The sequence below is a fragment of the Streptomyces sp. P9-2 genome (assembly GCF_051903975.1).
In the GTDB taxonomy this organism is placed as follows: Bacteria; Actinomycetota; Actinomycetes; order Streptomycetales; family Streptomycetaceae; genus Streptomyces; species Streptomyces cellulosae.
The window spans coordinates 865,945-885,906 of sequence record NZ_CP192633.1 but is presented as its reverse complement, the minus strand read 5'-3'; the positions used below and the strand labels follow the sequence as shown (position 1 = coordinate 885,906).

Genomic DNA, 19,962 nt, shown 5'->3' with positions numbered 1-19,962 from the left:
GCTGAATCGTGGAGAACCTGATTGCGCTGCTGGTGGCGGCGCCTCTGCTCGGAGCGGTGGTCCTGCTGTGCGGCGGCCGCCGGCTGGACGCCGTCGGCCACTGGATCGGCACGGCCCTGGCCGCCGTGTCCTTCGCCCTCGGCCTGGTGCTCTTCACCGACCTGCTGGGCAAGGGCGCCGAGGACCGCACGGTCGTGCAGCACCTGTTCAGCTGGATCCCGGTGGAGGGTTTCCAGGCGGACGTAGCCTTCCGGCTCGACCAGCTGTCGATGACGTTCGTGCTGCTGATCACCGGCGTCGGCTCGCTGATCCACCTCTACTCCGTGGGGTACATGGAGCACGACGAGCGGCGCCGCCGCTTCTTCGGCTACCTGAACCTCTTCCTCGCGGCGATGCTGATCCTGGTCCTCGCCGACAACTACCTGCTGCTGTACGTCGGCTGGGAGGGCGTCGGTCTCGCCTCCTACCTGCTGATCGGCTTCTGGCAGCACAAGCCCAGCGCGGCCACGGCCGCGAAGAAGGCCTTCCTGGTCAACCGCGTCGGTGACATGGGCCTGTCCATCGCGATCATGCTGATGTTCCTGTGGTTCGGCACCTTCGCCTTCGGGCCGGTGCTCGGCGGCCACGGGGAGGCCGCTCTCGCCGGCGAGGCGGGCGAGGGCAAGCTGACCGCGATCGCCCTGATGCTGCTGCTCGCCGCGTGCGGCAAGTCCGCCCAGGTGCCGCTGCAGTCCTGGCTCGGGGACGCGATGGAGGGCCCGACCCCGGTCTCGGCCCTCATCCACGCCGCGACCATGGTGACCGCCGGCGTCTACCTGATCGTCCGCTCGGCGGCCGTCTTCAACGGCGCCCCGGACGCGCAGCTGGTGGTGACCGTCGTCGGCGCGGTCACGCTGCTGTTCGGTGCGATCGTCGGTTGCGCCAAGGACGACATCAAGAAGGCGCTGGCCGGCTCGACCATGTCGCAGATCGGCTACATGGTGCTGGCCGCGGGCCTCGGCCCGATCGGCTACGTCTTCGCGATCATGCACCTGGTGACACACGGCTTCTTCAAGGCCGGGCTCTTCCTCGGCGCCGGATCGGTCATGCACGGCATGAACGACGAGGTCGACATGCGCCGCTACGGCGGCCTCAGGAAGTACATGCCGGTCACGTTCGTCACGTTCGGCCTCGGCTACCTCGCGATCATCGGCTTCCCGGGCCTGTCCGGCTTCTTCTCCAAGGACAAGATCATCGAGGCGGCGTTCGCCAAGGGCGGCACCGAGGGCTGGATCCTCGGCGCCTGCGCCCTGCTGGGCGCGGCCATCACGGCGTACTACATGACGCGCGTGATGCTGATGACGTTCTTCGGCGAGGAGCGCTGGCGCGACGCGCCGACGCCGTCCCCGGCCTCCCCGGACGTGGAGCCGGCCGCGCAGACCGCCGGCGCCTACGAGCCGCCGCACCCGCACGAGTCGCCGAAGGTCATGACGGTCCCGATGATCGTGCTGGCCGTCGGATCGGTGTTCGGCGGCGCGTTCTTCAGCATCGGCGACCGCTTCATCCACTGGCTGGAGCCGGTCACCGGGCACGCCCACGGACACCCGCCGGTCGGCGCGCTGACGGTGACGCTGTCCACGGTCGCGGTGATGGTCATCGGCGTGGCGGTCGCCTGGGCGCAGTACGGACGGCGCCCGGTGCCGGCCGTCGCCCCGCGCGGCTCGCTGCTCACCCGGGCCGCCCGCCGCGACCTGTACCAGGACGACTTCAACCACGTGGTCCTGGTCCGCGGCGGCGAACACCTCACCCGCTCGCTGGTGTACGTCGACCACACCCTGGTCGACGGGGTCGTCAACGGCACGGCCGCCTCCGTGGGCGGTCTGTCCGGGCGGATGCGCAGGCTGCAGAACGGCTTCGCGCGGTCCTACGCGGTCTCGATGTTCGGCGGCGCGGCGGTCCTCGTCGCCGCGACCCTGCTGATGAGGGCGGTCTGATACCGATGTCCTTTCCTCTCCTGACAGCGACGGCGGCGCTCCCGGCCATCGGGGCGATCGCCACGGCCGCCGTACCGGCCGCGAGGCGCACGGCGGCCAAGTGGCTGGCCCTGCTGTTCTCGTTGGCCACACTCGCCCTGGCGATCACCGTCCTGGTCCGCTTCGACCCGGACGGCGACCGCTACCAGCTCACCGAGTCCCACTCCTGGATCGCCGACTTCGGCGTCCGCTACGAACTGGGCGTGGACGGCATCGCGGTGGCGCTGATCGCGCTGACCGCGCTGCTGATCCCGTTCATCGTGCTGGCCGGCTGGCACGACGCCGACCCGCTGGAGACGGGCAGCAAGAGGTGGCGGCCGACACAGGGCTTCTTCGCCCTGATCCTGGCCGTCGAGGCGATGGTGATCATCTCCTTCGAGGCCACCGACGTCTTCCTCTTCTACATCTTCTTCGAGGCCATGCTCATCCCGATGTACTTCCTCATCGGAGGCTTCGGGGACCGAGCCCACAAGGACGGCGAGGAGAAGGCGGCGACCCAGCGGTCGTACGCGGCGGTGAAGTTCCTCCTCTACAACCTGGCCGGCGGTCTGATCATGCTGGCCGCGGTGATCGGGCTCTACGTGGTCGCGGGGAACTTCTCCCTCACCGAGATCGCCCAGGCCCGCGCCAACGGCGAGCTGGAGATGGCGACCAGCACCGAACGCTGGCTGTTCCTCGGCTTCTTCTTCGCCTTCGCGGTGAAGGCGCCGCTGTGGCCGCTGCACACCTGGCTGCCCAACGCCATGCAGGAGTCCACCGCCCCGGTCGCCGTGCTCATCACCGCGGTGGTCGACAAGGTGGGCACCTTCGCGATGCTCCGCTTCTGCCTCCAGCTCTTCCCGGAGGCCAGCAAGTGGGCGACACCCGTGATCATGGTGCTCGCGGTGATCAGCATCATCTACGGCGCGCTGCTCGCCGTCGGCCAGCGCGACATCAAGCGGCTGATCGCCTACGCCTCGATCTCGCACTTCGGCTTCATCGTGATGGGCATCTTCGCGATGACCAGCCAGGGCCAGTCCGGGGCGACGCTCTACATGGTCAACCACGGCATCTCGACCGCCGTGCTGATGCTGATCGCCGGCTTCCTGATCTCCCGGCGCGGCTCGCGGCTCATCGCCGACTTCGGCGGTGTGCAGAAGGTGGCCCCGGTGCTCGCCGGGACCTTCCTGATCGGTGGCCTCGCCACCCTCTCGCTGCCCGGCCTCGCGCCCTTCGTCAGTGAGTTCCTGGTCCTGGTCGGCACGTTCACCCGCTACCCGGTGATCGGCATCGTCGCCACCTTCGGCATCGTGCTCGCCGCGCTCTACACCCTCGTCCTCTACCAGCGGACGATGACCGGCCCGGTGAAGCCCGAGGTCGCCGAGATGCCCGACCTCAGGGTGCGGGAGATCGCGGTGGTGGCGCCCCTGGTCGTGCTGCTGGTGTTCCTGGGCGTCTACCCGAAGCCCGTCACGGACATCGTGAACCCGGCGGTGAAGCAGACCTTGTCCGACGTACAGAAGAAGGACCCCCAGCCCGAGGTGGAGGCGGCCAAGTGAGCGCAACAGCAGCCGTCCACAGCCTGTGGACAACCGCGGCCGATCCGATCGTCAAGATCGACGCACCCAAGATCGAGTACGGGCAGCTCGCGCCCACGCTGATCGTCGTCGGCGCCGCGCTCGTCGGGGTCCTGGTCGAGGCCTTCGTGCCGCGCAAGTCCCGTTACTACGCACAGATGTTCGTGTCGGTGGTCGCCCTGGTCGCCGCGTTCGCCGCGGTCGTGGCGCTCGCCGCCGACGGGTACGCCACCACCAAGGCGGGCATCGCCGCCATGGGCGCGATCGCCGTCGACGGACCGGCGCTCTTCCTCCAGGGCACGATCCTGCTGACGGCGCTGGTGGGCCTGTTCACCTTCGCCGAGCGCCGGCTCGACCCGGAGGCGCACGGCAACCGCGTCGACTCCTTCGCCGCGCAGGCCGCCGCCGTCCCCGGCAGCGACAGCGAGAAGCGCGCCGTCAAGGCCGGCTTCACCACCACCGAGGTGTTCCCGCTGCTGCTCTTCGCGGTCGCGGGCATGCTGGTCTTCCCGGCGGCCAACGACCTGCTGACGCTGTTCGTGGCCCTGGAGGTCCTCTCCCTCCCGCTGTACCTGCTGTGCGCGCTGGCCCGGCGCAAGCGGCTGATGTCGCAGGAGGCGGCCGTCAAATACTTCCTGCTCGGCGCGTTCGCCTCCGCGTTCACGCTGTTCGGCATCGCCCTGCTGTACGGCTACGCGGGCTCCATGTCGTACGCGACGATCGCCCAGGTCGTCGACGGCACCGTGCCGGAGATCACCCCGGCGCTCGCCGACACCATGGGCAACGACGCGCTGCTGCTGATCGGCGCCGCACTGCTGGTAATGGGCCTGCTGTTCAAGGTCGGCGCGGTGCCGTTCCACATGTGGACGCCCGACGTCTACCAGGGCGCGCCCACCCCGGTCACCGGCTTCATGGCGGCGGCCACCAAGGTCGCGGCCTTCGGCGCCCTGCTGCGCCTGCTGTACGTGGTGCTGCCGGGCCTGCGCTGGGACTGGCGGCCGGTCATGTGGGGCGTCGCCATCGTCACCATGCTGGCCGGCGCGATCGTGGCGATCACCCAGACCGACATCAAGCGCCTGCTGGCGTACTCCTCGATCGCGCACGCGGGCTTCATCCTCGCGGGTGTCATCGCGGCCACGCCCTCGGGCATCTCGTCGGTGCTGTTCTACCTGGCGGCCTACTCCTTCGTGACGATCGGCGCCTTCGCCGTGGTCACGCTGGTGCGGGACGCGGGCGGCGAGGCGACCCACCTGTCCCGCTGGGCGGGCCTGGGCCGGCGCTCCCCGCTGGTCGCGGCGGTGTTCGCGGTGTTCCTGCTGGCCTTCGCGGGCATCCCGCTGACCTCGGGCTTCGCGGGGAAGTTCGCCGTGTTCAAGGCGGCGGCGGAGGGCGGCGCGGTCCCGCTGGTCGTGGTCGGTGTGATCTCGTCGGCGGTCGCGGCGTTCTTCTACATCCGCGTCATCGTGCTGATGTTCTTCAGCGAGCCGCGCCCGGAGGGCCCGACCGTCGCGGTGCCGTCGCCGCTGACGATGACGGCCATCGCGGTCGGCGTCGCGGTCACGGTGGTGCTCGGTGTGGCGCCGCAGTACTTCCTGGACCTGGCCGGGGACGCGGGGGTGTTCGTGCGCTGACGCGCCCCGCCGTACGCACGGAGCGGCCCGGTACCCCGACACGGGGGTGCCGGGCCGCGGTCGTTCCTGGTCGCGGCGGGGCCGTGGATCGAACAGCGCCGGAGCGTTCCGGGCGGGCCTGTGGACAACTCCGGGGCTGTCGGTCCGGACGCCTATGGTGGACGCAGTGGCCGAGGTACGGCCGCGGGGGACGGGACGATGCACGGGACGGACGGTGTCGCCGGGATGGCAGTGACGGACAGTGAGGCGCTGGCTGCGCTGCACCGGGTCTTCGGCTACGAGAGCTTCCGCGGCGAGCAGGAAGCGGTCGTCGACCATGTGATCGCCGGCGGCGACGCGGTCGTGCTCATGCCGACCGGCGGCGGCAAGTCGCTCTGCTACCAGATCCCGGCCCTGGTCCGGCCCGGCACGGGCGTGGTCGTCTCCCCGCTGATCGCGCTGATGCAGGACCAGGTCGACGCGCTGCGGGCGCTCGGCGTGCGGGCCGGTTTCATGAACTCGACGCAGGACTTCGACGAGCGGCGGACGGTCGAGGCGGAGTTCCTCGCCGGTGAGCTCGACCTGCTCTATCTGGCGCCGGAGCGGCTGCGCCTGGACAGCAGCCTGGACCTCCTCTCACGCGGCAAGATCTCCGTCTTCGCCATCGACGAGGCGCACTGCGTCTCCCAGTGGGGACACGACTTCCGGCCCGACTACCTCACGCTGTCCGTGCTGGGCGAGCGGTGGCCGGACGTGCCCCGCATCGCCCTCACCGCGACCGCCACGGACGCCACGCACCGGGAGATCACCGAGCGGCTGGGCATGCCGGACGCCCGGCACTTCGTGGCCAGCTTCGACCGGCCCAACATCCAGTACCGGATCGTGCCCAAGGCCGACCCGCGCAAGCAGCTCCTCGCCTTCCTGCGCGAGGAGCACGCCGGGGACGCGGGCATCGTGTACTGCCTCTCGCGCAACTCGGTGGAGAGGACCGCCGAGTTCCTGTCGAAGAACGGCATCGAGGCCGTGCCGTACCACGCAGGGCTGGACGCGGGGACGCGGCACGCGCACCAGGCGCGGTTCCTGCGCGAGGAGGGCCTGGTCGTGGTGGCGACCATCGCCTTCGGCATGGGCATCGACAAGCCGGACGTCCGCTTCGTCGCCCACCTCGACCTGCCCAAGTCGGTCGAGGGGTACTACCAGGAGACGGGCCGCGCGGGCCGCGACGGCCTGCCGTCCACGGCGTGGATGGCCTACGGGCTGAACGACGTCATCCAGCAGCGCAAGCTGATCCAGTCCGGCGAGGGCGACGAGGCGTTCCGGCGGCGGGCCAACCAGCATCTGGACGCCATGCTCGCCCTGTGCGAGACGGTGCGCTGCCGCCGGGGCCAGCTCCTCGCCTACTTCGGCCAGGAGCCGTCCGGGGAGAACTGCGGCAACTGCGACACCTGCCTCGCCCCGCCGGAGACCTGGGACGGCACGGTGGCGGCGCAGAAGGTGCTGTCCACGGTGGTGCGGCTGCAGCGGGAGCGCGGCCAGAAGTTCGGCGCGGTGCAGATCGTGGACATCCTGCTGGGCCGCCGCACCGCGAAGGTGATCCAGTTCGACCACGACCAGCTCTCCGTGTTCGGCATCGGCGAGGAGCTGAGCGAGGCTCAGTGGCGTGGCGTGATCCGCCAGTTGCTCGCCCAGGGTCTGCTCGCGGTCGAGGGCGACTACGGCACGCTGGTGCTCACCGAGGCCAGCGGCTCGGTGCTGCGGCGCGAGCGGGAGGTGCCGCTGCGCAAGGAGCCCGAGAAGCCGGTGACGTCCCGCGCGGGCGGCGGGTCGGGCCGCGACCGCAAGGCGAAGGCGGCGGCGGCCGAGCTGCCCGAGGCGCTCCAGCCGGCGTTCGAGGCGCTGCGCGCCTGGCGGGCGGAGACGGCCAAGGAGCAGGGCGTCCCGGCGTACGTGATCTTCCACGATGCCACGCTGCGCGAGATCGTCACGGTGTGGCCCACCTCGGTGGAGCAGCTCGGCGGGATCAGCGGCGTGGGCGAGAAGAAGCGGGCGACGTACGGGGAGGGGGTCGTGGAGGTGCTGGCGGGGCTGTCGGCGCCGGGCGCGGCCGCTCCCGACGCGGCGGCCGAGGTCCCGGCGCCCCGCGCGGCTTCGGGCCCCGCTGCGGAGGCCCCGGACGCGTACGACTGGCCGGACGAGGAGCCCGACTGGACCTGAGGCCCGGCCCGGACTTCCGCTGCCCCGCCCTCACTAGGGCAGCGCCGTCAGCCCCGGCGCGAACGTGATCAGCAGCGGGAGCAGCGGCACCAGTGACGCCGCCGCCGTCGTCAGGGCGCGGTGACGGCGGCCGAGCCGGGGTGGCGGCTCCAGGAGCCGGTCGACGCGCTCGCCGAGCAGCCGGTGGCTGGAGGAGCAGGACAGCACGCCCCGGTGCTGGTTCAGCTCGATCAGCGCCAGCGCGGTGGTCAGGTGCCCGCAGCGCCGGGAGGCCGTGTCGTCGGCGGACAGCTCCACCAGCCGGTGGGTCTGCTCGCAGAAGTGGGCGAACAGCGGGACGCGCGGGAAGCCCGCCGCCAGCGCCGCCGACAGATGCAGCAGCCAGTCGTGGCGGGCCCGGGCATGACCGCGCTCGTGGGTGAGGACCGCGTCGAGCTGATGGTCCGTGAGCCGCTGCAGCGCGCCGGTCGTGACGATGAGCTGGGGCGGGCTGCCCGGCATCCACCAGGCGTCGGGGTACTCCTCCTCCAGCACCAGCAGCGGCCCCCGCCCCTCGGGAAGCCCCGCCGGGAGGTCGGGCGCGCGGTCCAGCAGCTCCGCGCGGGCACGGGCGCGACGGCGGCGGGCCTCGACCAGTTCACGGGCGAGCATCGCCGTGGTCCAGGCGGCGCCGCAGGCCAGCAGCACGGTGAGGACGGTCGTCCAGGGCGAGGCGTGCGACAGGTCGTAGGCGGCGGTCACGGCGGGCGGCGCCGGTGCGAACAATTGGGCGCGCACGGTGCCGAAGACGGCGGCGGCGCCCAGCGCCAGGGCGGTCAGACAGCACAGCAGCACGGTGGCGACCAGGCACTGCCACACCCACAGGGCGACGACCGGTTCCCGTTCCGGCCACGACGCCCGGGTCAGCAGACGGGGGACGGGCACGGCGGCGGTCAGGGCGACCACGCTCAGCAGGAGCAGGCAGTACGTCATGCCACGGGCTCCGGATCCTGTCGGAAGAAGCGGCTCGGGGGGGGGGCGTGCGGTGGTGCGGTGCGCGGCGCGGAAGAAGAAACGCACCGCCCGACGCCAAGTATGACGGCGAAGGGCGGTGCGAGTCAGCGTGGTTGTGCGCCGCGGTAGGGCCGGAGGGGTCAGGACGCGGGGACCACCCGTCCCGTCACCTCGCCGAGGCCCACCCGCACCCCGTCCGGTCCCGGCGCCCAGGCGGACAGCGTCACCACGTCGCCGTCCTCCAGGAACGTCCGCTTGCCGTCGGGGAGTTCGAGCGGGTCGCGGCCGTTCCAGGTCAGCTCCAGCAGGGAGCCGCGCTCCCGCTCGGCGGGGCCGCTGACCGTGCCGGAGCCGTAGAGGTCGCCGGTGCGCAGGGAGGCGCCGTTCACCGTCATGTGGGCGAGCTGCTGGGCGGCCGTCCAGTACATGGTGGAGAAGGGGCACTCGGAGACGGTGTGGCCGTTGATGGTCACGGTGATGCGCAGGTCGTAGCCGCCGGGCTCCTCGCCGGAGTCGTCCAGGTACGGCAGCAGGTCGTGGGTGCGCCCGGGCGGGGCGACGCGGGCCTCGTCCAGGGCGTCCAGCGGGGTGACCCACGCCGACACCGAGGTGGCGAAGGACTTCCCCAGGAACGGGCCGAGGGGCACGTACTCCCAGGCCTGGATGTCGCGGGCGGACCAGTCGTTGAGCAGGAACAGGCCGAAGACGTGGTCGCGGTAGGCGCTCAGCGGCACGGGCCGGCCCTGCTCGGACGGGACGCCGACGACGAAGCCGACCTCGGCCTCGATGTCCAGCCGCACGGAGGGGCCGAAGACCGGGGCGGGGTCGGCGGGCGCCTTGCGCTGCCCGGAGGGGCGCACCACGTCGGTGCCGGACACCACGACGGTGCCGGAACGGCCGTGGTAACCGATCGGCAGGTGCTTCCAGTTGGGGGTGAGGGAGTCCTCGGCGTCGGGGCGGAAGATCTGCCCGACGTTCCGCGCGTGGTTCTCCGAGGCGTAGAAGTCGACGTAGTCCGCGACCTCGAACGGGAGATGGAGCGTCACCTCGGACAGCGGGTGGAAGAAGGGCTCGACCGTCTCCCGGTGCGCCGGGACCGTCACCCAGGCGGTGAGCGCGCGGCGCACGTCCGACCAGGCCGTGCGGCCCGCCGCCAGCAGCGGGTTGAGGGTGGGGCAGGCGAGCAGGGAGGCGTAGGGGGAGCCCAGGGCGTGTGCCGCCGCGCCGGCGTCGAGGACGTGGTCGCCCAGCCGGACGCCCACGGTGCGCTCCGCCGAACCGGGGAGCGAGAAGACGCCGTACGGCAGGTTGTGCGGGCCGAAGGGGTCGCCCTCGGGGACATCGAAGGGGGGCATCGGGTGCTGCCTCGCTTTCGTGTGCGCGGGTGGGCCACGTGTCCGTGGCCGAGCCACACGTTACGGGGTCGCGTCCCGGCGGTCTCCTGTTACAGGGGACGACTTCCCGAGGCCGGGTCCGGTGGAGCGCTCGGTGTTCCGGTCACACGGGGAAACAGCTCTCATCCGGTCGCGATCCGGCGGCAGAGGACAGCAAAACGCACCCAATGCGAGGGCATACGGGCGTGGTGAATCGGACGGTCCTCTTGTCCGTATTCTCTGATCATGGCCGCACCCACCGATTGTTCTCTCATCGCCACCGACCTGGACGGGACGCTGCTGCGCGGTGACGACACCCTTTCCGACCGCTCCCTCGCCGCCCTCGCCCGGGCCGGACGGGCCGGTGCCCGGCACCTCGTGGTGACGGGCCGGCCGGCCCCCAGAGTGCGGCCGCTTCTCGACGACCTCGGCTGCACGGGGCTCGCGGTGTGCGGACAGGGGGCGCAGGTCTACGACGCCGCCGCGGGGCGGATGCTGTGGTCGGTCCGGCTGGACCGGGAGCTGGCGGAGACCGCGCTCGGCAAGATCGAGGCCGAGGTGGGGGAGGTGTACGCCGCGGTCGACCAGGACGGGGTCGACGGGCTGACGCTGATCGAGCAGGGCTACCGGATGCCGCACCCGACGCTGCCGTCGGTGCGGGTGGAGCGGCGCGACGACCTGTGGGCGAAGCCGATCAGCAAGGTGCTGCTGCGCCACCCGGCGCTGTCGGACGACGCGCTGGCGGCGGCGGCCCGCTCCGTGGTCGGCTCGCTGGCCACGGTCACCATGTCGGGGCCGGGCACGGTGGAGCTCCAGCCGTGCGGGGTCACCAAGGCGACGGGGCTGGCGCTGGCCGCCGAGCACCTGGGGCTGCGCCCCGAGGACACGATCGCCTTCGGGGACATGCCGAACGACGTCCCCATGTTCCGGTGGGCGGGCCACGGCGTCGCCATGGCCAACGCGCATCCGGAGCTGAAGGCGGTGGCCGACGAGGTCACCCTGTCGAACGAGGACGACGGCGTGGCCGTCGTCCTCGAGCGACTGTTCGGGCAGGTGGCCGGTGTCGGCCGTCAGAGGTCGGCTCAGTACGCGCCGAAGACGTTGTCGATCGAGCCGTAGCGGTCGGCGGCGTAGTTGCAGGCCGCGGCGATGTTGGCGACCGGGTCGAACGGGTCGAAGGCGGTGCCGGGCACGTGGTACGCCTGGAAGGTCGGGTCGATGACCTGCAGCAGGCCCTTCGACGGGGTGCCCTTCGCGGCGTTGGAGTCCCACAGGTTGATGGCGGCCGGGTTGCCGGACGACTCCCGCATGATGTTGCGGTGGATGGAGTCGTAGGAGCCGGGGATGCCGTTCTGCGCCATGATGTCCATCGCCTCGCGGATCCAGCCGTCGAGGTTGTCCGGGTACGCGGTCGTGGAGGCGGCGGTCGTGGCCTGGGCCGAGGGGGCCGCGGAGGCGCTGGTGGCCCCGAACAGCGGCAGCGCGACCACGGCGACGCCGGTGCCGGCGACGGCAAGGGTGCGGACGAGGCGACGGGGCGAAGCGAAAGCGGGCATGTCTGGGTCCTCTCCTACGCCTGCGAGGTGAGCTGTCGGGTTCGGGCGGGAGAGTGCCCGGCCGTGCCCCTGCGGGCATGGCTTCACCCCGAGCCGTCCCGGCGTGGTGTCCGGTACGGCGGCTTACCTGGGTCCCCCGCTCCTGCCGTGCGTGAGTTGGTCGTCGGGTGTGATGCGGGTGGCGGCAGGACTAGGCGTCCACCCGGCAGGCCCGGAACGTATGCGAGAGCAGATGTCGGGAACAAGTGCGACGATCACGCAACACCCCGTTTGATCTTGAGATGGGTGTTTTTGAACGTTTGATCCTTTGCGGTCGCCAAGCGTCAACTCCGTTGCGTGGAGCGGAAGGACGGGGGTGTGCGAGGGTGTCCCGGTGATCGCCCGGCGCGTGACTCACTTCACGGAACGGCGACCCCGAGCGCATTTGTGGCCAAGGGGAATTCGCTCACCAATAACGGCAAATCGGACCCAGGGGTGGGGCAGGATGGTTCAGGGGTCACTGTGTCCGGGAAGCTGAGGTATGTCCGTTGTTATCAGCCGAACAAAAACACTCCGCTTCTGATCCCGTATCGCCCTGCTTGTGACCCCGGGCCCTGGCGGTGATCGAAACCTGACCGGATACGCTGACTCGAGTGGTGGCAGCGACCTATCGACAAACCGTGTAACCGCCAGCAGACACCAGCAGACAGGAGACCCCTCGTGACCGTCGTCGGGCCGTTCGGGCTGAGCGTGCGGGACCAGGCTCTGGAAGCCGATGTCCAGGCCGGATTGACGGCTGTCGAGGAAGGGCTGCTCGAAGCCACCAAGAGCGAGGTGCCGTTCATCACGGAGGCCGCGCAGCACCTGGTGCGGGCCGGCGGCAAGCGGTTCCGCCCGCTGCTCGTCATGCTGGCCGCCCGGTTCGGCGACCCCTACGCGCCCGGCGTCGTGCCGTCGGCCGTCGTGGTGGAGCTCACCCACCTGGCCACGCTGTACCACGACGACGTGATGGACGAGGCCGAGGTGCGCCGCGGGGTCGCGAGCGCGAACGCCCGCTGGGGCAACTCGGTCGCCGTGCTCACCGGCGACTTCCTCTTCGCCCGCGCCTCCCACATCCTGGCCGACCTCGGCCCGGAGGCCGTGCGGGTGCAGGCCGAGGCGTTCGAGCGGCTGGTCACCGGCCAGATCCTGGAGACCGCGGGCCCTCAGGACGGCCGCGACCCGGTCGACCACTACCTGGACGTGCTCGGCGGCAAGACCGGCTCCCTCGTCGCCGTCTCCTGCCGCTTCGGCGCGATGATGTCCGGCGCCGACGAGACCGTCGTCGACGTCCTCACCCAGTACGGCGAGCGGCTCGGCGTCGCCTTCCAGCTCGCCGACGACGTCCTCGACATCGCCTCCGACTCCCACGAGTCCGGCAAGACCCCCGGCACCGACCTGCGCGAGGGCATCGCCACCCTCCCCGTGCTGCGCCTGCGCGAGCGGGCGGCCCGGCTAGGCCTCGCCGAGGACCTCGCCCTGTGCGAGCTGCTCGACTCCGACCTCACCGACGACACCCGGCACGCCGAGGCGCTGCGCCTGCTGCGCGCCCACCCGGCGCTCGGCCAGGCCCGCCGGGACACCGTGCGCTACGCCGAGGAGGCGCGCTCCGCGCTCGCCCCGCTGCCCGACGGCCCCGCCAAGTCGGCGCTGGTCGAGCTGTGCGACGCGGTGGTGCACCGGGCCGGCTGACCGGCTCCGGCCGGCCGTTCCGGTCGTCCTCCCCGACTGCCGCCCGGCCGTCGACCGACTGCCGCCCGGCCGTCGACCGGCTGCCGCCCGGCCGTCGACCGGCTGCCGCCCGGCCGTCCCCCGGCTGCCGCCCGGCCGTCCCCGTACGCCTCCGGTACCCGGGTGACCCCTACGGGGCGGGTGAGGGGCCGTGGTCCCGTGTCATACCGCAGCAGTACGCGCAGTTGAGCCCGCGGTCTGACGATTCCGTCCCCCCGATCTGGTCAGATGGACCACGACGGACAACACCACTTCTCACCGGTTCGGGTGAGAATGGCGGCCCGGGCCGAACGGGTGCGAGAACACGGACGGAAGCCGCCGCCGACCACGGAGGGCACACATGGCACCGAACGAGACCGACGACAGGACGACCGCGGGGGAGGCCGTGGAGCCGCGCGCCGGGCGCCGCAAGGCCGCGCGGTACGTGGTCCCCGTCACCGTGATGGGCGTGGCGGCCGCGACGATCGGACTCGTCCCGGCGCTCGCCGACTCCGGCGACCCCGACCTGCCCGACATCACCGCCGCGCAGCTCGTCGAGAAGATCGCGCAGTCGGACGTGGAGCGGCTGTCCGGCACCGTGAAGATCACCACCGACCTGGGGCTGCCGAACCTCGGCGGGCTGGAGAGCGGCCTGCTGTCCGGCGCGGCGGGCGGCGAGGACGGCGAGGGCGGCTCCTCCGCCGACCCGTCCGGCCGGCTCACCGAGCTGGCGTCCGGCACGCACACCCTGCGCGTCGCCGCCGACGGCCCGGACCGCCAGAAGCTGTCCCTGCTGGAGAACGCCGCCGAGTACAGCCTCATCCACAACGGCAAGGACGTCTGGGGCTACGACAGCGCGTCCAACGAGGTCTACCACGCCACCGTCGACGAGGCGGACGCCGAGGAGCGGACCGAGCAGCAGCCCCCGGCCACCCCGAAGGGCTGGGCGGAGCAGGCCCTGAAGGCGGTCGACGACACCACGTCCGTGAAGGTCGACGGCACCGCCCAGGTGGCAGGACGCGACGCCTACCGGCTGGTGGTCGAGCCCAGGCAGTCCGGCTCCACGGTCGGCGCCGTCAGCATCGCCGTGGACAGCGAGACGGGCATGCCGCTGAAGTTCACGCTCACTCCGTCGAGCGGCGGTTCGGCCGTCGTGGACGTCGGCTTCACCAAGGTGAGCTTCGACCGTCCGGACGCCTCCACGTTCGAGTTCACCCCGCCCAAGGGCGCCAAGGTGACCGAGGACACCGAACAGGACCGCGGCCACGGCGACTTCGGCAAGGCGCCGGAGCGCGGCCCGAAGTCCGAGGAGGACCTCGCCAAGGGCCTCGACGGGCTGCGGATGCTCGGCGAGGGCTGGAACACCGTCGCCACGTTCGACACCGGCGCCGGCGCGGGACTGCCCACCGAGGAGGAGGTCGGCGGCGACCTGGGCGGCTTCCTCGGCTCGCTCGGCGACCAGGTCGAGGGCGACTTCGGCAAGGGCACGGTGTTCAGCACCCGCCTGGTCAACGCCCTCGTCACGGAGGACGGCAAGGTCTACGTGGGTACGGTCACCAGGGACGCGCTGGTGAAGGCGGCCGAGGCGGGGAAGTAGGTCCCCGAGTCCGCCGACGCCGTGAGGGGAACGGGGGAGCCGATGGACGGGACGTCCGCCACGGAGCAGACGCGCGGGACGTCCGCCACGGAGCAGGCACGCGACGGGCGGTCCGAGGGTGACGCGGTGGTCGTCACCCGGGGGCTGACCAAGCGTTACCGCGGCGGACAGCTCGCCGTGGACGACCTGCACCTGACCGTCCCGGCGGGCAGCGTCTTCGGCTTCCTCGGCCCCAACGGCTCCGGCAAGACGACCACCATCCGCATGCTGATGGGCCTGATCGAGCCGACCTCCGGGACGGCGCACGTGCTGGGGCGCCCCATGCCCCGCTCCGCGCGCGCCGTCCTGCCGCACGTCGGCGCCCTCATCGAGGGCCCCGCCCTCTACGGCTTCCTCTCCGGCCGCGACAACCTCCTCCGCTACGACGCCGCCGACCCCACTGCGGACCCCCGCACCCGCGCGGCCCGTGTCGCCGCCGCCCTGGACCGGGTGGGCCTCACGGCCGCGTCCGGCAAGAAGGCGCGGGCGTACTCCCTCGGCATGAAGCAGCGCCTCGGTCTCGCCGCCGCCCTGCTGCGGCCCCGCCGGCTGCTGGTGCTGGACGAGCCGACCAACGGCCTCGACCCGCAGGGCATGCGGGAGATCCGCGGGCTCGTCCGCGAACTCGCCACCGACGGCACGACCGTCTTCCTCTCCTCCCACCTGCTCGACGAGATCGAGCAGGTCTGCACGCACGTCGCGGTGATGGCACGCGGCCGGCTGATCACGCAGGGGCAGGTCGCCGAGCTGGCCGCGGGCGCCCGGGGCCGCCTGGTGGTCACCACCCCCGACCCGGCGGACGCGGCCCGGGTGCTGAAGGAGCAGGGGCTCGCCGACGTCGTCGCGGACGGCGACCGGGTGAGCGCCGAGCCGCCCGAACGGGACCTCGCCGAGGTGAACGCCGCGCTGGTCACGGCGGGCGTGCGGGTACGCGGCTTCGGGGTCGAACGGGCGTCGCTGGAGGACGCGTTCGTGGCGCTGACGGGGGAGGGGTTCGATGTCGCGGGCTGAGACGGTGAGCGCGCCGGTCGCCGAAGCATCCGTACGGGCGCGTCCGCTGTGGACCCTCGGCCTCTTCCGGGACGAGCTGCGCACCACCTTCCGCCGCTGGCGCACCCTCGCCCTGCTGGGCGTGCTGGCCGCCGTGCCGGTGCTGGTCGGGATCGCCGTACGGATCGAGACCGGCGACGGCTCGTCCGGGGGCGGCGGCGGAGGACCCGCGTTCGTCTCGCAGATCACCAACAACGGCCTGTTCCTGGTCTTCACCGCGCTCGCCGCGACCCTGCCGTTCTTCCTGCCCATGGCGGTCGGCGTGGTCGCGGGCGACGCCGTGGCCGGAGAGGCGGGCGCCGGCACCCTGCGCTACCTGCTGGTCGCCCCCGCGGGCCGCACCCGCCTGCTGCTCACCAAGTACGCGACGGTCATGGTGTTCTGCCTGGCCGCCACCCTGGTGGTCGCCGTCTCGGCGCTGGCCGTCGGCGCGCTGCTGTTCCCGCTGGGCGACCTGACCACCATCTCGGGCACGAGCATCACCTTCGCCGAGGGCCTGGTCCGCGCCCTGCTGATCGCCCTGGTCGTCGCGGCGTCCCTGCTCGGGGTGGCGGCGCTGGGCCTGTTCATCTCCACCCTGACCAACAGCGGCATCGCGGCGATGGCCACCACGGTCGGCCTGCTCATCACGGTCCAGATCCTCGACCAGATCCCGCAACTGCACGCCGTGCACCCGTACCTGTTCTCCCACCACTGGCTGTCGTTCGCGGACCTGATGAGGGAACCGGTCCACTGGGACGACCTGACGAAGAACCTGGGGCTCCAGGCCCTGTACGCGGCGGTCTTCGGCTCGGCGGCGTGGGCGCGGTTCACGACGAAGGACGTCACGGCGTAGACACCCAGGCGCGCGGGGAACTGCGCGACCAGCCCCCACCGAGCGGTGGGTGAAGGCACTGCCGCCTCACGAAGCCGGCCGGAGGGCGGTGACCGCGCCGCGCCGTTCCGCCTCCTGCGCCACTGCGAGCAGCAACCCCTCACGATCGTGGCCGGCGACGAACTGAACCCCCGCCGGGCACCCGTCGGCCCCGACACCTGCCGGAACGCTGAACGCCGGGTGACCACTGAGGTTGAACGCCCAGGTCAGCGAGGTGGAGTAGACGTCACCGGGCCCCTCGTGGCCATGAGGCGACGTGGGAGCCGTCGGGGTGATCAGCAGATCGGCGCAGCCGAAAAGCGTATGCAGCCGGGCCTCGTTGACGGCCCGAACGCGACGCGCGTCCCCGGAATCCGCACCCGGGGTGCGCAGGGCGAGCCAGGCAGGACCGGGGTCGAGGAGAGACAACGCGACCGGTGGCCGCACAAGCCGCACCACCCCCGCCGCGACCAGCCGCTCGACCGCCTCCCGCGCGAGAGCGACAGGCTCCGGGCCGGGGGAGGCGAACCCCAGATCGGGCGACCAGACCGCGGTGAGCGGGAAGCAAGGCACGGACGGATCCCGCCCGGAAACGACCCGCCACCACAGACCCGCGTCAGCGCCCGTACGCGCAAGAATCCCCGGCGCCACCAGCCCCGTAGGGTCGCCCGACGGAAACCGCCCGCCCGTGGCCTTCAACCCGAGCACCCCGCACCACGCCGCCGGTATCCGCACCGAGCCCGCCCCGTCCGCGCCCGTCGCCAGCGGCACCAGCCCGGCCGCCACCGCCACCGCCGCCCCGGCCGAGGACCCGCCCGGCGTACGGTCCGCCCGCCACGGGTTGACCGTACGGCCGCGCGCCCCCAGCCCCCACGTCTGCCAGGGCGTCCCCGGGCCCGGCACCGACGTGGCGCCCACGGCCACCGCACCGGCCGCGAGCAGCGGTTCCGCCGCGCGCAGTCCGCGCCGCCCCTTGACCGCGACCGGCACCCCGGCCAGCGGCGGGCGCTCCCCGGCGGCGACCCGCGCGTCCACCTCGGCCGCCCGCCGCAGCGCCTCCTCCTCCCACACGTCGAGGAACGCGCACAGCACCGGATCGGCGCGTTCGATCCGCGTCAGCGCCTCCCCGGCCACGTCCACGGCCCGGCGCGCGCCCGCGCACACGGCGTCCGCGATCTCCAGCGCGCCGTCCTCGCTCATCGCAGGGCACCGGTGAGACGGGCCAGCGGCTCCGTCTCGCGCGGCGGCCGGCCGCCCAGGTCGCCGAGGCGCCAGTCGGGCACCCACGGCACCCGGTACACGTCGATCAGTTGCTCGATCAGCCGCACCCGTTGCGCGAGGGGGCGCGGAAGCCGGCCGGGCGCATCCGCGACGAGGACGACGGCGTCCAGGTCGAGCCCGTGCGGCGCCTCACCGCGCCGGAACAGGCCGACGGCCGGCAGCACCGCGTCCAGCCCGGCCGCGTGGGTGCGGGCGGCCAGCAGCACCGAACGCGGGGCGTCGGGGCCGGGCCAGGACCGCCCGCAGTCGTGGCCACCGTAGACCGCGGCGAGCGTGGAGACGCCCGCGCCGCCGTGCAGACCGACCCAGGAGAAACGCCGGGCCGTCGCCCGGGCGGGCGCAGGCCCCGGAGAGTCCGCCTCCGGTGCCGACACCGGTCCCCGAAGCCAGATCTCCGGTCCCTGTCCCGTGCCTGTTCGCATGTCCCTCTCCTGCTCGGCGGGTCGATCGTCCATGCTCCGCGCCCGGTACGGAACCGGGGCCGACAGCCCTTGGGACGAGCCTGTGACAACGCGGTGACGTGCACAGCGCGCGCGAGCGGACACACTCGACGGTAGGTGTACGACCCGAATGAGGGAACGATGTCTCGACTCAGCCGCGAGAAGAAGCGGGAACAGCAGCAGGCCGCGGACGCGGCGAACCGTGCGGCGGTGCCGGTCGACGTCCGCGTTCCGTCCGACGGGTCGGACGAGCCGGGCGCCTACGTCGACGGCGTGCGGGTGATCGCGGGCCCGGGCGAGGAGATCCAGCAGGCCGTGCTGAACCGCCTGCACCGCATCGCCCTCGCCACCGGCCACGCCGTGCACGCGACCGTGCGCGACGAGCGCATCGGGTACGTCGTCCCGCTCCGGGTCGCCCCGGACGGCTCCAGCGCGTTCGCGGCACAGCCGGTGCAGTTGCGAGGCGAGCGGGACAGGGAAGAGGCGTCCTCCGAGACGCCGTCCTCCGGGACAGCCCCGGCTCCGGAGGCACCGCGGGGCCCGGCACCGTCGCCGGAGGGGGCGCATACGGCGCTCCCGTCCCCGCCCTTCGCACCGGGCAACGACCGCCCGACCCACCTGCTCCGCCCGGTACCGGAGTCGGAGGCACCGGAAGATCTCTGGCCGGCACCGGCACCGGCATCGGCGTCCGACGCCCGGCAGCTTGAGACCCCGGCGGCTCCGGGCGCCGTTCCGCCGTTCGACGCCCGGCAGCCTGGGACCCCGGCGGCTCCTGGCGCCGTTTCGGCGTCCGGCACCTCCGGGTCCGGCACCTCCGGGTCCGGCACCTCCGGGTCCGGCACCTCCGGGTCCGGCACCTCCGGGTCCGACACCTCCGTGTCCGGAAGCCCCGCCCCCGGGTCCGCGGCCCCCTACGACTCCCCGCCCACCTTCCGTCTCCGCAGGGTCACCCCGCCGCCCGGCACGGTCGCACCGTCCACGGGCGTCTTCGGCCCGCCCCCGGACATGGCGGCGCGCCCGCACCCCGCCGAGCCCGTAGCGACGACCGATCCCGCCCCCGCCCCCGCCCGCACCCCCGACCGCGACCTCGAGGCCGCGCTCGCCGTCGACCCGGACCCCCGCCCCACCCCGCCGCGCGGTTTCGACGCCGTCGCGGAGGCCGTGCTGGGCGACGAGCCCGCCGCACCCGAGGGCAGCCCCCTCGCCGACCCGATGGAGCGGATCAACGAGGCCGTGCGCTCGGGCCGCATCGACACGGCCGCGCGCCTCGCCGACGAGACGCTGGAGCACGCCGTGCAGACCCTCGGGGCCGAGCACCCGGAGGTGCTGCGCCTACGGGAGCTGACCGCGTACATCGCCTACCTGGCCGGCGAGCCGGTGCGCGCCTTCCGGCTCTCCCTTGACCTCGCCGTCGCCTGCCGCCGCGCGGGCGACGAGGAGGCCGCCTACGGCAACGTCCGCAGCGCCGCCACCGCGTGGCGCGGAGTACGCGACCCCCTGCTCGGCCTGGAACTGGGAGGCGACCTGATCGCGCTGTGGACCGAGCTGGCCTCCGAGGGCGGCCCCGCCGCCGACGAGGAGGAGGAGCTGGACTCCGCCCGCGCCCGCATGGCCCGCCTCACGACCCGCGCCCGCGACCTCGGGTGATGCCCGCAGGGGT

15 protein-coding genes and 1 riboswitch are annotated in these 19,962 nt (G+C 72.7%); of the genes, 10 read left to right on the top strand and 5 right to left on the bottom strand.

The annotated features are described in order from the left end of the window. Positions 1-8: 8 nt before the first annotated feature. The 4 genes from nuoL (at position 9) to recQ (ending at position 7,392) form a co-directional block, all read left to right on the top strand. Entirely contained in the window at positions 9-1,973 is a 1,965-nt protein-coding gene (gene nuoL, locus ACQY0Z_RS04120; RefSeq protein WP_189903290.1) for an NADH-quinone oxidoreductase subunit L, read from the top strand. Positions 1,974-1,978: 5 nt separating this feature from the next. Further along, positions 1,979-3,550, top strand: coding sequence for an NADH-quinone oxidoreductase subunit M (locus ACQY0Z_RS04115; RefSeq protein ID WP_189903292.1), 1,572 nt, complete (start codon positions 1,979-1,981; stop codon positions 3,548-3,550). Beyond that, the gene (gene nuoN / locus ACQY0Z_RS04110; protein ID WP_254585599.1) at positions 3,547-5,199 is read left to right on the top strand and encodes an NADH-quinone oxidoreductase subunit NuoN; all 1,653 of its coding nucleotides are present in this window, start codon (positions 3,547-3,549) and stop codon (positions 5,197-5,199) included. Before ACQY0Z_RS04115 ends, nuoN begins: the two co-directional genes overlap by 4 nt. 198 nt (positions 5,200-5,397) lie before the next feature. Continuing rightward, the gene (gene recQ / locus ACQY0Z_RS04105) at positions 5,398-7,392 is read left to right on the top strand and encodes a DNA helicase RecQ (RefSeq protein WP_439811845.1); all 1,995 of its coding nucleotides are present in this window, start codon (positions 5,398-5,400) and stop codon (positions 7,390-7,392) included. A 33-nt stretch (positions 7,393-7,425) separates the two neighbouring features. On the opposite strand, the gene ACQY0Z_RS04100 is transcribed toward recQ, so the two are convergent. Beyond that, entirely contained in the window at positions 7,426-8,364 is a 939-nt protein-coding gene (locus ACQY0Z_RS04100; protein ID WP_189903297.1) for a M56 family metallopeptidase, read from the bottom strand. Between the two features lie 161 nt (positions 8,365-8,525). Next, positions 8,526-9,740: a fumarylacetoacetase gene (fahA, locus tag ACQY0Z_RS04095; protein ID WP_439811844.1), complete on the bottom strand. Its 1,215-nt coding sequence runs from the start codon at positions 9,738-9,740 to the stop codon at positions 8,526-8,528. Between the two features lie 264 nt (positions 9,741-10,004). On the opposite strand from fahA, the gene ACQY0Z_RS04090 reads away from it, so the two are divergent. Continuing rightward, on the top strand, positions 10,005-10,877 hold the full coding sequence (locus ACQY0Z_RS04090; RefSeq protein WP_189903301.1) for an HAD family hydrolase: 873 nt from the start codon (positions 10,005-10,007) through the stop codon (positions 10,875-10,877). Here ACQY0Z_RS04090 and ACQY0Z_RS04085 read toward each other — a convergent pair. Beyond that, complete coding sequence (locus tag ACQY0Z_RS04085) at positions 10,841-11,314, bottom strand: transglycosylase SLT domain-containing protein (RefSeq protein WP_189903303.1); 474 nt, start codon at positions 11,312-11,314, stop codon at positions 10,841-10,843. The two genes, ACQY0Z_RS04090 and ACQY0Z_RS04085, sit on opposite strands and share 37 nt — an antisense overlap. 2 nt (positions 11,315-11,316) lie before the next feature. After that, positions 11,317-11,487, bottom strand: a riboswitch (cyclic di-AMP (ydaO/yuaA leader). A gap of 526 nt (positions 11,488-12,013) precedes the next feature. On the opposite strand from ACQY0Z_RS04085, the gene ACQY0Z_RS04080 reads away from it, so the two are divergent. The 4 genes from ACQY0Z_RS04080 (at position 12,014) to ACQY0Z_RS04065 (ending at position 16,563) form a co-directional block, all read left to right on the top strand. Next, on the top strand, positions 12,014-13,024 hold the full coding sequence (locus ACQY0Z_RS04080; protein WP_189903305.1) for a polyprenyl synthetase family protein: 1,011 nt from the start codon (positions 12,014-12,016) through the stop codon (positions 13,022-13,024). A gap of 379 nt (positions 13,025-13,403) precedes the next feature. Further along, positions 13,404-14,639: a LolA family protein gene (locus ACQY0Z_RS04075; protein WP_189903308.1), complete on the top strand. Its 1,236-nt coding sequence runs from the start codon at positions 13,404-13,406 to the stop codon at positions 14,637-14,639. Between the two features lie 42 nt (positions 14,640-14,681). Next, positions 14,682-15,689 carry an ABC transporter ATP-binding protein gene (locus ACQY0Z_RS04070; RefSeq protein WP_254585602.1) on the top strand — a complete coding sequence of 336 codons (1,008 nt, stop codon included), beginning with the start codon at positions 14,682-14,684 and terminating at the stop codon, positions 15,687-15,689. Next, the gene (locus tag ACQY0Z_RS04065; RefSeq protein ID WP_189903310.1) at positions 15,676-16,563 is read left to right on the top strand and encodes an ABC transporter permease; all 888 of its coding nucleotides are present in this window, start codon (positions 15,676-15,678) and stop codon (positions 16,561-16,563) included. Before ACQY0Z_RS04070 ends, ACQY0Z_RS04065 begins: the two co-directional genes overlap by 14 nt. 66 nt (positions 16,564-16,629) lie before the next feature. On the opposite strand, the gene ACQY0Z_RS04060 is transcribed toward ACQY0Z_RS04065, so the two are convergent. Beyond that, on the bottom strand, positions 16,630-17,781 hold the full coding sequence (locus ACQY0Z_RS04060) for an amidase family protein (protein WP_439811843.1): 1,152 nt from the start codon (positions 17,779-17,781) through the stop codon (positions 16,630-16,632). Next, positions 17,778-18,284: a DUF6668 family protein gene (locus tag ACQY0Z_RS04055; protein WP_189903314.1), complete on the bottom strand. Its 507-nt coding sequence runs from the start codon at positions 18,282-18,284 to the stop codon at positions 17,778-17,780. The genes ACQY0Z_RS04060 and ACQY0Z_RS04055 overlap by 4 nt, the downstream gene beginning before the upstream one ends. A gap of 159 nt (positions 18,285-18,443) precedes the next feature. On the opposite strand from ACQY0Z_RS04055, the gene ACQY0Z_RS04050 reads away from it, so the two are divergent. Further along, positions 18,444-19,949 (top strand): tetratricopeptide repeat protein, encoded by a 1,506-nt coding sequence (locus ACQY0Z_RS04050; protein WP_439811842.1) that lies wholly within the window; start codon positions 18,444-18,446, stop codon positions 19,947-19,949. Positions 19,950-19,962: the final 13 nt, after the last annotated feature.

Bases quoted from the DNA above. Each gene is read 5' to 3' on its own strand.
- ACQY0Z_RS04055 (WP_189903314.1), bottom strand. From the start codon at position 18,284: ATGCGAACAGGCACGGGACAGGGACCGGAGATCTGGCTTCGGGGACCG.
- ACQY0Z_RS04100 (WP_189903297.1), bottom strand. From the start codon at position 8,364: ATGACGTACTGCCTGCTCCTGCTGAGCGTGGTCGCCCTGACCGCCGCC.
- ACQY0Z_RS04075 (WP_189903308.1), top strand. From the start codon at position 13,404: ATGGCACCGAACGAGACCGACGACAGGACGACCGCGGGGGAGGCCGTG.
- ACQY0Z_RS04065 (WP_189903310.1), top strand. From the start codon at position 15,676: ATGTCGCGGGCTGAGACGGTGAGCGCGCCGGTCGCCGAAGCATCCGTA.
- fahA (WP_439811844.1), bottom strand. From the start codon at position 9,740: ATGCCCCCCTTCGATGTCCCCGAGGGCGACCCCTTCGGCCCGCACAAC.
- ACQY0Z_RS04085 (WP_189903303.1), bottom strand. From the start codon at position 11,314: ATGCCCGCTTTCGCTTCGCCCCGTCGCCTCGTCCGCACCCTTGCCGTC.
- ACQY0Z_RS04060 (WP_439811843.1), bottom strand. From the start codon at position 17,781: ATGAGCGAGGACGGCGCGCTGGAGATCGCGGACGCCGTGTGCGCGGGC.
- ACQY0Z_RS04050 (WP_439811842.1), top strand. From the start codon at position 18,444: ATGTCTCGACTCAGCCGCGAGAAGAAGCGGGAACAGCAGCAGGCCGCG.
- ACQY0Z_RS04115 (WP_189903292.1), top strand. From the start codon at position 1,979: ATGTCCTTTCCTCTCCTGACAGCGACGGCGGCGCTCCCGGCCATCGGG.
- ACQY0Z_RS04070 (WP_254585602.1), top strand. From the start codon at position 14,682: ATGGACGGGACGTCCGCCACGGAGCAGACGCGCGGGACGTCCGCCACG.
- ACQY0Z_RS04090 (WP_189903301.1), top strand. From the start codon at position 10,005: ATGGCCGCACCCACCGATTGTTCTCTCATCGCCACCGACCTGGACGGG.
- recQ (WP_439811845.1), top strand. From the start codon at position 5,398: ATGCACGGGACGGACGGTGTCGCCGGGATGGCAGTGACGGACAGTGAG.